Below are 12,940 nucleotides of genomic sequence, written 5' to 3' on the forward strand. Positions count from 1 at the left end.
GAAGCGTTCCTTCGGGCAGTTTCCAGTACGGGCAGTTTCTCCCGCACCGCGGTCGACCTAGCCCACGATCCAAGGCTCCGCACGGCACCTTGATCGGCCGGCGCCACTCCGTCGCCCACCTCTGTGGCGTCGGATTGAATGACACCGGAGCGACCCTTCCGATTCCCTGCGTCCTGCCAGCGTCCCGAATAGGACGCCCAGCCGCTCACAGAGGCCGCTTGCGGCCACCTGCCCGACTACGAGACACACCATCGATGCAGGTCAGGAGCAGTTCTAACTACAGGTGGCAGCAACGCTGTTGAACTCACGCGCAGCGGCGTTACTCCGTTGGGTCAAAGTTCTGAATCCACACACCTACTGAGACGTTTTCACAGGTCAGAGACCTGCACAGTGGGGCGGGTGGGACTCGAGCCCACGGCCGACGGGTTATGAGTCCGCTGCTCGACTCAACGGCAAGGTTCGCTTCCTCAACGCTCTTCGGCCGCCGACGACGTCCGGAAGCCCGCTACTGGACCGAACGATGCCTTTGCTACGCCCCCGTCGCAGCGAGGCAGGGTCTCATCAATCGGGCAGGAGTACGACCAGGCCAGCCGCGGCCGCCGTTCTCCCGGACGCAGCGCGGGCACCAACGTGAATGGTGAGTGAGGCGAAATTCCTGTCCCGATGAAGTCGCGGGCACCATCGGTCCGCGAGTCACTGACAGGAAGGGCGGGGAAACCAGCCTCGAAGTAGCGGTTGAGCAGCATCGCGGCGAGGTCACCCTCGGCAACGGCCGGTGGCGACGCTGATATGGGCGAGGTCAGCGTAGTACGCCTGGCTACCTCCGAACCCCTCGTGGAAATCAGGATGAGCGCAGGGGCACCGGACCTCTCGTTCTTCCGACACAGCCCGGCACGTGCGCCCTGGCTTCCTGGTGTGGGCCTGCGGCCAGGTGGACCGGACCGGTCCACGCCGGATCTTGACGACGAGAACACCGCTCCCGGCGGCGACGGCAAGGTCCGTCGGCCGCGCCGAACCTGGGCATCCGTCGCCGTTGTCACAGCCCTGGCCCTGGCCTCTGCCGCGGTATGGCAGGACGCCGACGACAAGGAACAGCGCAAGGAACGCGAGGCCAAAGCCGCCGCATACAAAGGCAGGTCAAAGCAGCACTCAACATCGACAGCGTCAAGGCCGATGGCGTAGCCCGACGGTCCGGGTAGCAGTTGGCCGGAAGTCCTGGAAGAAGGCCTCTAGGGCCAAATCCCGAACCATCCGCCTCTCCCCCACCGGCCGTGCGTACGACGGTGAAACCGGGGAGCGGCTCCCGTCAGGCCTCTGACACGTCTCTGCCCCTGCTGACCCGCGCCTCCAGAGAGATGGGCGCGGGTCAGCAGCATTTCTGAGCGCGCTTCTCCGGTAGCTCCGCCTGGTCCTCGCTGAGCCGAAGCACGGTAGTTGTCACATAGGCAGTCTTGTTGTCACCTGCGAGGTGCGGCGTCGGGAGGTCGTCTCAGCTCTTGACGACCGTGGAGGACGAAGTGCCTGACCGAAATATCGTGCTGCACAAGGCCCGAGCTGATCTCGCGCCAGTACCGCTCGACCAGGTCGGTAGTGGGCATCACCAGGTTCCCGCCGGTGTAGTCGAGGATGCGTCGGGCGGTTTCGACCACGAGCGGCCGCCATGGCGGCCAGTGCTTATAGTTGTCCGTCGCGGGCAGTCCTGGCTCAATGTCCATGAGTATCTCGCCGACTTTCTCGGCGTCGAATACCCGTGAGTCCGGGATCAGCTGCTGGACGAGCGCACTGGTCGTCGTCTTGCCTGCGCCGTGAGTGCCGTTGAGCCATACGATCATGGCCTTGACGCCAAGCGGTCTCGGTAAAGTTCGCTGCTGATCCTGATACGCGAGTTCGTGCCTGGGTCACGACGGTGCCGATGGCTTGGGCGTCGGTACGCCGGCGGGCGGACCTGACCCTGTTGAGCGTTCACGGAGTGATCTGGCCTTGGTGCGCGGCTCCTCCTCCAGCCGCGCGACGGCCTGAAGCCCACGCCGTGACCTCAGTTGCGGCGACCTCTTCGATCTTCTGCAGGAGTCGTTCCCGCGCCGATTGGTCGCGGTCCTCATCCGTGAGGAGCCGGTAGCGATGGACTTCCACGCGCAGGCTCGTCCAACTCTCTGCGGCCAGAACCCAGCGGTCGACGTGCTGAAAGACCTGCCGGAACCCGCCGATGAACACAGCCGCTCCGGCCAGGGACGCCGTGACCGCCGCAGGCGCCTGGATCCCGGCGGCGACCACAGTCGCAGCGCCGGTGATCAAAGCTGTCAGTTCGGTCAGCTGATGGAGCCGCCGGGCTCGGTCGCGCGTTCCCGCGTACCAGGCCAACTCCTCCTCGGCGTAAGCGAGCAGAGCGTCGTGGCCCGTTTCCGGAGCCGGTGGCTGTCGTCTTCCTAGTCTCCGTAGGCGCACTCGCACATGATGCCGAATGCCTGCCGCGGACCGCGGTGAAATGCCAGATCGGGACCGCGCACCGCTAGGCCGTGTGTCGAAAGTGGATCATGAGCGTTGGGTAATCACGGTTCATGGGGCGGGGAGATCTCACGAATGAACAGTGGGCGGTATTGGAGCCGTTGTTGCCGAAGGGGACGAGGACGGGGCGGCCGCCCGTCCGGCCTCGGCGGCGGCTGATCGACGGCCTACAACTTCGGCTGACACAGGATCTTCACGCGTCTCCAGTCTCTGGCCGACGCGAAGGGTGTGATCACGTGGGACCTGAGCGTTGACTCCACGGTGTGCCGCGCTCATCAGCACGCGGCCGGGGCCCGCAAGCAAGGTGACCTGCAAAAGGAACCACCAGGCGGGGTCTTCGCCGAACCTGGTGATCACGCCCCTGGACGCTCGCGCGGCGGGTTCACCACCAAGCTGCACCTGGCCCTCGAACAGGCCCAGAAGCCCATGCCGGTCGTGCTCACGGCGGGACAGCGCGTCGACTCGCCGCAATTCGAACCCGTGCTGGAGAAGGTCCGCGTGCCTCGCATCGGGTCGGGCCGACCCCGCGTGCCCCCCAGCCGAGTCCGGGCGGACAAGGCATACGCCTCTCGGAAGAACCGCGCCTACCTGAGCCGCCGGGGAATCCGCTGCACCATCCCGGACAAGACGGACCAAGCGCTTGTTGACCTGCGCGCTCTCGGCGATGCGATCCACGCGGGCACCTGCGAGCCCGTAGTCGGTGAACTCTTGGTATGCGGCTTCGAGCAGGCGTCTCTTGCTGGCGGTGGCGCCCGGTGGCATGGCAATACCGCTTGGGGCGGCTACAAGCAGTCCGGCAACGGCCGAGAGTGGGCCGGCTTCGGCATCGGCGCATACCTGGAGAGCAAGTCCATCGTCGGAGTGGATACCTGACATGCCCCCGTTCCGCCCCAGACCCGCCTACGCCCCTGCCGGCGCCGCGTGGCGCCGGACCGTCAGCGCTTCCGCATCGGGCATCATGCGGCGCATGAGCGACTCCCACACCACCAGCGCCGGCCGCCGGCGCGGGCTTTCGCACCGCCTGGTACCGATGACCGGCCGTGACCCGGAGGAACACGGCCGGGCCGCCTCACCACTGGAGCTGCTGTTCGACCTGACCTTCGTGGTCGCCGTCGGCACTGCGGCATCCCAGTTCGCCGAGATGCTCGCCGAAGGTCACGCCACCCACGCGATCCTCGCTTTCGTACTGGCGATGTTCGCCATCAGCGTCGCCTGGATCAGCTTCAGCTGGTTCGCCTCCGCCTTCGCTACCGACGACTGGCTCTACCGCGCCCTGACGATGCTCCAGATGATCGGCGTCGTCGTCTTCTCCCTCGGCCTCCCGGCGATGTTCCACTCCCTCGAAGAGGGCGACCACCTCGAACTGCGGGCCATGGTCATCGGCTACGTCGTGATGCGGATCGCGATGGTCGCGCAGTGGTGGCGCGCGGCCCGGGAGTCTCCCCCCTTCCGCAAGGTCGGGATGGCCAACATCCGCTGGACCATGATCGCCCAGGCCGGATGGATCATCGTCGCTTTCACCGAGCTGCCGCTCCCCGCCGTGCTGGCCGCGTTCGCCGTGCTCGGAGTGCTCGAACTCGCGCTGCCGCTCCTCACCCAGGGCCGCGCGGGAGGGACCCCCTGGCACCCCCACCACGTCGCCGAACGCTACGGCCTGTTCGCCATCATCACCCTCGGCGAAGGAGTCGTCGGCACCATCGCCTCGTCCGGCGAGCTCCTGGGCGGCGCGGACGGAACACAGTGGAGCGCGAACGCCATCGCCGTCGTCGTCGCCGGAGTCGGTCTGACCTTCGGCATGTGGTGGGTGTACTTCACCACCCCCTTCGGCGACATCCTCACGCACCGCCGCAACCGCGGATACCTCTTCGGCTACGGACACATCCCCCTCTACATCGGCATCGCCGGAGCGGGGGCGGGGCTCCACGTGGCGGGGCTGCACCTGGAACACCACACGAAGATCAGCGATGCCGCCGTCGTCCTGTCCCTTGCCCTCCCCGTCGGCCTCTACCTGCTGATGGTCTATCTCCTGCACACCCTGCTGCTCTCCACCGCCGACCGCTTCCACCTGCTGCTCATCGGCCTCACGCTCGCCGTGCTCGCCACGGCCGTACTGCTCTCCGCGGCCGGCGTCGCCATCGCGGTGTGCCTGCTCATCGTCATGCTCGCCCCCTTCGTCACCGTGATCGGCTACGAGACAATCGGACATCGCCACCAGCAGGACATGCTGAACAGCATCGCCGCACAGGACCACTGACTCACCGTCGGAACACCGCGCACCAGCTGCTCCACGGTCGAAATCCGGTTCGTCCTCCACACCCCCTACACCGACGCGGTCGACCAACAGGCCTCACCAAAGGCACCCGACGCTCGAAGCAGCGGCGCGGAATCGCCACTCGCTATAAGAAGATCGCGACCCCTAAGACCCCACCTACTAAGAGTCGCTAACAAGGCCGTTGAACGTGGCGATGAGTCATCAGGCAGGCAGCGAGGCTGAGGAAGCTTCGTGCGTGTCGTCGCGTCGTTCCCAGCGGATACGGAGATGGCGGAAGCCGTGCAGCCACACGATCGTACGCTCGACGACGTATCGGAAGATACCCAGGCCCGAGCCGTGTGGCTGGCCTCGTTCGGCAATGACTGGGCGGATACCGCGGTGCCAGAGCAGTCGGCGGTACAGGTCGTACTCATAGCCGCGATCAGCCAGCAGCGCGTCCGGCCGTAGGCGGGGTCGGGAGACGATCACCACCCGCGACCAGACCAGCTGGTTCTTCGAGCGCAGCTTCTCCAGCAGGACGACGTGGAGTTGGTCCCAGACACCGGCCTCGCTCCAGGCGGCAAGCCGCCGCCAGCGGGTTATGCCCGAGCTGAAGCCCAGCTCCTGGGGCAGGTACTCCCACTGGATGCCGGTGTGCAGGACGGAGGAACATACAGGTCAGAGGCTACTTTCGGGATGATCAGGCTGGCTCATCATCTGCTCGCCGCCACCCACCTGGGTCGGCATGCGGGACTGCCCGCGCCGGCCGGCACAATCCTGAGGCTCGGCAACCGTCAACGCGCATAGGGTGCGTTGGTCTCGCCCGCGATCGCGTCGAAGGCGCGCAGCGCGGGCTCGGACATCTCCTCACGCCAGCGCAGGTCCAGCACGATCGCGGGTGGGTGGCCGAGGTAGTAGGCGCGCTCGGTGCGCTTCAGATTGACGGGCCGGCCCGTGGCCCGTGCGGCGCGTTCCCGCGCCACGATGTACTGAGTGCCCGCGTTGCCGCCCAACGGATGCTGGACGCTGAGCCAAGGGTCGAGCATCGCGGGAAGGAAGGAGAAGCCCAGTGTCGCGCTCAGGTGGGACAGGACGTCCTCCGGGTGGGTGGCGACGTCCTCGTAGTGCACCCGGCTGACGATGCCGGGCCAGCGGGCCGCAAGATCCTCTGTCCGGCGCATCTGGGCGACCCACTCCGCGGCCAGCTCCGCGGGGCGGGCGTCGGGGTACTTGCGCAGGAGGGAGTTGACCACCGCCCGGCCATCACGGGCCAGCACCACCAGATGACGGTGGACGGCGCCGGGCAGCAGTGCCGCCTGCTGATCGATCCAGCCGACCGCTTTCGTGGAGTCCACGACGAAGGGGCGCCCGCAGCGCCGGGCCAGCACCTCGTAGAGGTCGGGGCCGGTGCTCGGCAGCGGGTCGCCCCACACGGGACAATCGTCGGTGCAGAAGTTGCAGCCGACGGTCCGCCCCTGTCCGTCGGTGGTGCCGAGGCGGGTGCTGTTCCACGCCTCGCCGGCGAAGCAGACCGCCGGATGCGCACCCAGCATCAGCCCGAGCAGCGTGGTACCGGAGTGCCCGGCCCCCATGATGAAGATCACCGCCTTGTTGTGCCGCTCACTGTTCATCACTTCACAGCACCTCCGTCGCCGGGGCCGAGGAACCGGTCACCGATCTTGTGACAGCTTGTACAGTTCCGCGAACAGCTCGCCTTGCTCGAGGAGTTCATCGAAGGTTCCCTCCTCGGCGATGCTCCCACCGGCCAGCACGATGATGCGGTCGGCGACGCGGGTGTTGGTGAGGTTGTGCGTGACGAACACGGCGGTCCGGCCTTCGGCCAGCGTCTTGAAGCGGCTGATCACCCGGTGTTCGGCACGTGGATCCATCGCGGAAGTGGGCTCGTCGAGGACCAGGACGCCGGCCTCTCGGTAGCAGGCGCGGGCGACGGCGAGGCGCTGCCACTGGCCGCCCGAGAGATCGTGCCCGCCCCAGAACGACTTGGCCAGCAGTGTGTCGAGACCGTTCGGCAGTCCGGCCAGCACGCTGTCCGCGCCGGCCTCGCGGGCGGCGGCGTGCACGAGGCCGTCTCCGCCGCGGTCCTGACCGAGCGTGATGTTCTCCCTCGCGGCCATCGGCCACTTGGTGTAGTCCTGGGGCACCAGACCGACACGCGACCAGACCGAGTGCGGATCTGCCTGGGCCAGATCGATGCCGTCCCAGCTGACCGTGCCGTGTGTGGGCAGGTAGAGGCCGGTGAGGAGGTGGGCGAGAGTCGTCTTGCCGGAGCCGTTCTCACCCACCAGGGCTACGACTTCACCGCTGCGCAGGGTCAGGCTGATGTCGTGAACCGCAAAGTCGTTCACCGGGCTGCCGGGGTGACGGTAGGACACTCGGTGGGCGCGGATCTCCCGGGGACCGGCCGAGTCGATCGCCAGCGGTCCACGCGTGGCGCGCAGGGTGTCGGCGAGAGCCAGGAAGTCCTGCCAGTCCTGGAGGTGGAGCGAGGTGCGGAACAGTCGGGCGCTCGCCACCACCAGGGAGTTGAGCGCGCCGGTGGAAGAGCGGACGGCGACCACGGCCGTGATGGCGACCGCGAGCGCGATGGTGCCGTTCATCGTCAGCATCCCGACGGTGAGCCAGGTGAGGGTGAGCATGATGCCGGTCCCGGCCGCTCCGCCGAGTGTCACCAGCAGCACTCTGGGTGCGGCCGCCCGGTGCCTGGTCCTGATCCGCGTCGCGACTTGGGCGTACCACTGGCGCAGGAACGCGGCCATGGTGCCGGCCCTGACTTCGGCGGCCGTCCGACGGTCCGTGCTGTGCTGGCGCAGGATGTAGCGCAGTCGGTTGTCGGCGAGGCTGGTGTGAGCGGTGCGGTGGGCGATACGAGCCGCGCCCAGAGCGGCCGCTCCCTTGGGAAGCATCGCGAGAACCAGCAGCGGCAGCAGCAGGGGGTTCAGCAGGGTGAGGACGGTCGCCGCGGCCGTCAACTGTGCCACCGCGGAGATCAGTTGCTGCGCGTCGGCGATCAGATCCTGGGTGGCCATCGCCCCCAGTCCGGCGGCCTGGAGCGAGTCGTTGAACTCCGGCTGGTCGTACGCGGTCAGCTCGACCTCAGGGGTTTTGGCGAGGATGCGTTCCTCGGCGAGGGCGGTCACCTCCGGTCCCAGTTTCACCGCCGCGTACTGGGAGACCGCGTCCGACGCCGCCCGGGTCGCGGCCGCCCCCGCCGCGATGAGCAGAGCCGGCACCGCGGCGTGCAGCCGCTCGGTGGCCTGGCCCTGCCCGACAAGGGCTCCGATCACCTGGGCGGTCGCGGCCAGGAGCACCGCGGCGGAGGCAGCCGCGAGCAACTGGGCCACCAGCAGCTGGAGGGCCGCCCACCGGTCGGCGGCCCAGCTCAACCGGGCGGCGGCGCCGATCGTGGCGGGCAGACGGGCCGCCATCTGCGCCAGACCCGCCGCCGCGACGTGATCGTGATGCGGGTCGTCCCAGCCCAGGCGCAGTTCGGGCTGTTGAGCGGAGGTCGAGGGAGCATGGGTCGGCACCCGTGCCATCCTGCCGTCGCTCCCGGTGTCGCACGGTGACACCGCTCCGGGCCGCGCCTCTCCGGGCGCGGAAACCCCACGTGCGGATGACAGTGCGGATGACAGTGCGGATGACAGTGCGGTGGAGGATTTCACACTCTCGGGGACGGCCCTGGTGGAATCGGCCGCCCGAGAAAAGGGGCGAGCTTCTCCCAACCCTCGCCCGCACAGATGTCCAATGTCAGCAGGTCCCCGGGGCGCCGAGCGAAGTAACGCTGTACGCGGACGAGTTGTTCCTGGTAGGCCCGAGCCAATCGAACCGGGTCGAAGGTCTCCCCGCCACAGATCCGCGTACGGAACAGATACGCCGCCTCCCTGTGGGCGGCCCGCTCGGCCGCGGGCGCCCCCGCCGGCCATCCGGTGTCCCAGAGCCGCTCCACCGCACGCAACCAGCTCTCCGTCTCCCGTACGGTGACGACGAACCGTGCCCGCGGATGCCGCGCGTCCAGTGCCGTCAGGGACGCGAGTGCGAAGACGCTCGTCAGGCCGTCGTAGTGCCGCAGCGCCGGGAAGTCACCGTCCCCGCGGCGCAGGGCCGCCAGGTCTGCTGCACCCAGCGGGTAGTGGGCGAGGTCGAAACCGAGCAGGTGGAGGGCCTCGACCAGGCTCCGGGTCGCCGTACCGGGCAGGCCGAGGGAGAATACCTTGGGCCGGTCGGCGGCGGGTCCAAGGGTCTGCGGGGCGCGGGCCACGGCCTCCCGGACCTTGGCCATGGTCAGCCGAGGACGGCTGGGCAAGCGCAGCTCCCCGACCACGCGGGCCGCCAGTTCGGGCAGGCCGTCGAGGTACTGGCCCAGCGCGTGCGGGGTGACATCGGCGGGTACCACCGAGCGGCTGTGCTGTATCGCCTTTCTGGCGACCACGAAGTCCGGGTCGTCCCCCCAGCTCAGCAGGGCCGACTTCAGCACCGCGTGTGCGCTTTCGGTACGGCTGCGCACCTCGCGCAGAGCGTACTTGGCGAAGATGTGGTGATAGTGCTGGAAGTGGTCGTGCAGGATGTGAAAGCCCTTCAGCTGCACATCGGGCTGGAGATGACGTCGGGCGAGGTGCCGCCGGAACGCCTCGGGCCGCAGCATCGGCCCGCGCCCCGCCGCTGGTGCCTCCGCTTCGACATCCACCTCCCGCATCGCCCGGACCAGGTCGGTTCGGGTGATGTGCACTCCGCAGTGGACCCGGCCGCGGAACCGGTCGTGCACGAAGCTGTCGACGTATGCCAGGTCGTTGGCGTCGAGAAAGGGCCTCATGTCCTCGAGGATCAGGCAGTCGGCGTCGACGTGGACGACATGCGAGGCCTCGCCGTGGTCGATGTGCACCTGACGGTCCACGGCACGGGCGAGCGGCCGGATGTTCTCTGCGATGTGAACCCGGCGTGGGCGGATGTGCCGGATCGCGAGGTCGAGAGCGAGGCGGGTGGTGCGCTCACCGACCGTGCGGAGCACCAGATCGACCGGACGGCCGGCGGGCGGTGACCAGTCACCCGGGAGGGTGCGGATCGCGCCGCTCACGGCCGGTCCTGGGCGGGCGAGGGCCGGTTGACGTTCGGGAAGGGCTGGTCGGGGACCTGCTTGCCCAGGAAGGGGGCCAGCCGTTCGTAGCCCTCGCCCCCGGCGATGTCGAGGACGAGCAGGTCGTCGTCCCGGCCCGCGAAGTGGTGCAGCACCTGCTCGACGTGGCGGCGGTGGACACGGGCGAATCGTTCCGGGTTGAATTCGAGACACCCGTAGACGGCAGCACGCAGGAAGCGCTGCATGTCCGGATACCCCTCGCCACGGTCGGTCTTGCTGTCCACCGGTCGTGCCCAGTGTGTCGCGCACGAGCGCAGCCAGGCCTGCTCCTCCCGGACCGTCAGGATGAATTTGGCTCCTGGCCAGTCGAGATCGAGTTCCTCGTAGTACGGAACCACGCTGATGTCGGTGATCCCGTCATGGTCCGCCAGCAGCGGAAAGCGCCCGGTACCCGCGAGCAGGGTCCGGTAGGTGGCGGGGTCGGAGGGGTAGTGCACGGTGTCGAAGCCCAGGGTGCGCAGCGCGGCGGTCAGCGAGCGGGTGCCGGTGCGCGAGAGGCCGATACCGAAGACCTTGGGACGAGGACGGGAGCGGTCCGGTGCCGCACCGGGAATACCACCGGTCACGTGGCCCCCCTCCACATGGCTCGCGGGCCGGTGCTTCCGGACTCGGGTTGACGCGCCAGATCGATGACGCTCTGGTCGGCCATCGCCGCCAGACCGTCGTCCAGCTCCGTGCGGGGACGATATCCGAACGCCCGCGCCGCCAGGGCGATGTCGGCCGCGGTGTGCCGGGCCTCGCCACGGCTGCTGGGCCGTGGATCCAGGTTCACCGGGCCGACGAGACGCTCGACGGCCGCGATGGCGTGCTTCATGGACACCGGGGCGTCACCGCCGAGGTTGGCCACGCCGGTGAAAGAGGAACAGGCCGCCTCCCGCATCGCCGTGACGACATCGTGCACGTAGGTGAAGTCGCGGGTCTGCTCGCCGCTCCCGTAGAGCGGGAAGGGCCTGCCGGTCAGGGCCGCTTCGATCAGCCGGGCCAGGGCCATGTCGGGCCTCTGCCGCGGGCCGTACACGCTGAACAGACGCAGTGACACCGCGGGCAGGCCAAGGGTGATCCGATAGACCTCGCACAGATGTTCCGCCGACAGTTTGGTCACGCCGTACGGCGTGAGCGGCCGGGGGCACACCGACTCGCCCGTGGGGATGGCCGGGGCGTCGCCGTACACGGAGGAACTGGAGGCGTAGACGAACTTGCGCAATGGTCGGTCCCTCACTGCTTCCAGGAGCCTTTGCGAGGCGAGCACATTGCGACGGGCATACAGCTCGAAGTCCTTACCCCATGAAGGCCGTACTCCTGGTTGACCGGCCAGGTGGTAGACGACGTCCGCTCCGTCGACGAGGGGTTCGAGAGCGGCTTCCAGCAGGTCCACGCGGTGGAAGGTGAAGGACGGGTGCGGGATCAGGTCGCGCAGGTTTCGTTCCTTGAGTGCCGGGTCGTAGTAGTCGGTGAGCACGTCGATACCGAGGACGGTGTCACCGGCCGCGAGCAGGTGAGCGCAGAGGTGGGAGCCGATGAAGCCGGCGGCGCCGGTCACCACGGCCCGGGTCAAGGCTGCGGCCTGGTGGTGTCGCCGAGCCCGGCCAGCACCCGGTCGGCCCGGATCCGCCAGGTGTGGCGGTCGTGGAGCTGCCGTCGTGCCTCGCCGCCCAGGGTGGCGCGCAGGTTTTCATCACCGACGAGCCTCTTGACCGCGGCCGCCCAGGCCTCGGCGGAGTCCGGCGGACAGAGAAGGCAGTTGACTCCGTCGGTCAGAATCTCCCGGAGTACCGGCAGATCAGAGGCGATGACCGCCTTGCCGTAGGACATGTACTCGAACAGCTTCATCGGCGATACCCAACGGCTGATCTCGCCCGCGCCTCCGGCACAGTACGTCCGGCGCTGGTAAGGCGCCAGGACGACGTCGAACGCCCGCTGGTAGGGGGCCAGCTCGGCAGGCGGGAGATGTCCGTGGAAGTAGACGTTGGGGCGTGTGCAGCGGCTCTGCCAGTGGGTGCGGTCGGCCGCGGTGCCGCCGACCAGATGGAAGTCGGCCTCGGGTACGCGGGCGGCGAGTTCGAGAATGACGTCGGTGCCGCGCCCCGGGTACAGATGACCGACGTAGCCGATCTTCGGTGCCTCCGGGCGGCCCGGCAGGTCTGCCACCGGCCCGTCGGCCGGGACGGGGTCGGCACAGTCATGAGCCGTCACCAGATCCGCCCACCGCGACGAGTCGAGCTCCGGAAAGACGCGACGGTAGTCGTCGGCGAGCGCCTGGGACACGAAAACCACGCGTCGCAGGTTCCTTCTGCGGAACAGGACGCCTTCGATCCTCCGGACGATCCGCCGCGGCCACATCAGATGCGTCTCGTACACCAGAGGGGTCCGGCCCGACGAGACGAGTAGGGCGCGCAGGTCTCGTCCGTACAGCAGATCGGGGGTGCCTCGTCGGTGGAGGTCGGCGCGGATCCGCCAGGCACGGATCCATACGCCGAGCCCCCGCAGGGCGGGCTGGGCGATGCTCCGCACCTCGAATCGGTTGCGGGTGCCGTAGTAGCGGTGCACGTCGCCGGCGGGCACGGTCCCCGGCAGCGCGTAGAGGACGACCTCGTGCCCCGCGTCGGTGAAGGCATCGCACATCCGCATGACGTGGACGCCGTTCGCGTAGACGGAGGGGATGCTGCCGGAGTGCAGGTAGGCGATCCGCATGACTGGATGGGCCTCCGAGATGCCGGTGAGAGACACCCATGCTCCGCAGCGGGGCGTCGGGGCACAATGCCCGCCACCGGGCGGCCGTGGCACACAGGGGCGCACGGCAGCGCACGGGCGGGCCCGACCTCACCCTTGCCAGCCAGATTTGACGGGCCGGCAGGGCCCATGGCGCCCCACACGTCACACGCGCATCGACAAGGACCGGTCACCAGAACGCCGTTCGCCTGTTCCATGCCGTAGCGGGCAGGCCGGAGCACGAAAACCAGGACCTGTCCGGTTCCCGCACCGGCCGGTCTCCCCCGATGGTGTGCCGTCCTGGTGTGCGGTACTTCTGATCG

General features: G+C 68.5%; 8 protein-coding genes and 3 pseudogenes. 2 read left to right on the forward strand and 9 right to left on the reverse strand.

Features of this window, described 5'->3' with window-relative positions:
- Nucleotides 1-1,484: 1,484 nt before the first annotated feature.
- Together CP975_RS02800 and CP975_RS02805 are read right to left on the reverse strand one after the other, a co-directional pair.
- Nucleotides 1,485-1,832: pseudogene (locus CP975_RS02800) on the reverse strand (ATP-binding protein); the annotation flags it as partial.
- A 130-nt stretch (nt 1,833-1,962) separates the two neighbouring features.
- Complete coding sequence (locus tag CP975_RS02805) at nt 1,963-2,451, reverse strand: DUF4231 domain-containing protein (RefSeq protein ID WP_342787897.1); 489 nt, start codon at nt 2,449-2,451, stop codon at nt 1,963-1,965.
- A 107-nt stretch (nt 2,452-2,558) separates the two neighbouring features.
- Here CP975_RS02805 and CP975_RS36535 point away from each other — a divergent pair.
- Nucleotides 2,559-3,144, forward strand: a pseudogene (locus CP975_RS36535) (transposase); the annotation flags it as partial.
- A gap of 328 nt (nt 3,145-3,472) precedes the next feature.
- A complete protein-coding gene (locus CP975_RS02820) occupies nt 3,473-4,759 on the forward strand; it encodes a low temperature requirement protein A (protein WP_055530432.1) in 1,287 nt (428 codons plus the stop codon).
- 187 nt (nt 4,760-4,946) lie between these two features.
- Here the strand turns inward: CP975_RS02820 and CP975_RS35485 are convergent.
- The 7 genes and pseudogenes from CP975_RS35485 to CP975_RS02855 form a co-directional block, all read right to left on the reverse strand.
- A pseudogene (locus CP975_RS35485) lies at nt 4,947-5,419 on the reverse strand (transposase); the annotation flags it as partial.
- 131 nt (nt 5,420-5,550) lie between these two features.
- Entirely contained in the window at nt 5,551-6,387 is an 837-nt protein-coding gene (locus CP975_RS02830; protein ID WP_055530340.1) for a sulfotransferase family protein, read from the reverse strand.
- A 39-nt stretch (nt 6,388-6,426) separates the two neighbouring features.
- Nucleotides 6,427-8,313, reverse strand: coding sequence for an ATP-binding cassette domain-containing protein (locus tag CP975_RS02835; protein WP_150476539.1), 1,887 nt, complete (start codon nt 8,311-8,313; stop codon nt 6,427-6,429).
- A 122-nt stretch (nt 8,314-8,435) separates the two neighbouring features.
- On the reverse strand, nt 8,436-9,848 hold the full coding sequence (locus CP975_RS02840) for a sulfotransferase (protein WP_055530342.1): 1,413 nt from the start codon (nt 9,846-9,848) through the stop codon (nt 8,436-8,438).
- A complete protein-coding gene (locus CP975_RS02845) occupies nt 9,845-10,474 on the reverse strand; it encodes a sulfotransferase family protein (protein ID WP_150476540.1) in 630 nt (209 codons plus the stop codon). The genes CP975_RS02840 and CP975_RS02845 overlap by 4 nt, the downstream gene beginning before the upstream one ends.
- Nucleotides 10,471-11,463 carry an NAD-dependent epimerase/dehydratase family protein gene (locus CP975_RS02850; RefSeq protein ID WP_055530346.1) on the reverse strand — a complete coding sequence of 331 codons (993 nt, stop codon included), beginning with the start codon at nt 11,461-11,463 and terminating at the stop codon, nt 10,471-10,473. The genes CP975_RS02845 and CP975_RS02850 overlap by 4 nt, the downstream gene beginning before the upstream one ends.
- Entirely contained in the window at nt 11,460-12,635 is a 1,176-nt protein-coding gene (locus tag CP975_RS02855) for a glycosyltransferase family 4 protein (RefSeq protein WP_150476541.1), read from the reverse strand. The genes CP975_RS02850 and CP975_RS02855 overlap by 4 nt, the downstream gene beginning before the upstream one ends.
- Between the last annotated feature and the right edge of the window lie 305 nt (nt 12,636-12,940).

Source organism: Streptomyces alboniger, assembly GCF_008704395.1.
In the GTDB taxonomy this organism is placed as follows: Bacteria; Actinomycetota; Actinomycetes; order Streptomycetales; family Streptomycetaceae; genus Streptomyces; species Streptomyces alboniger.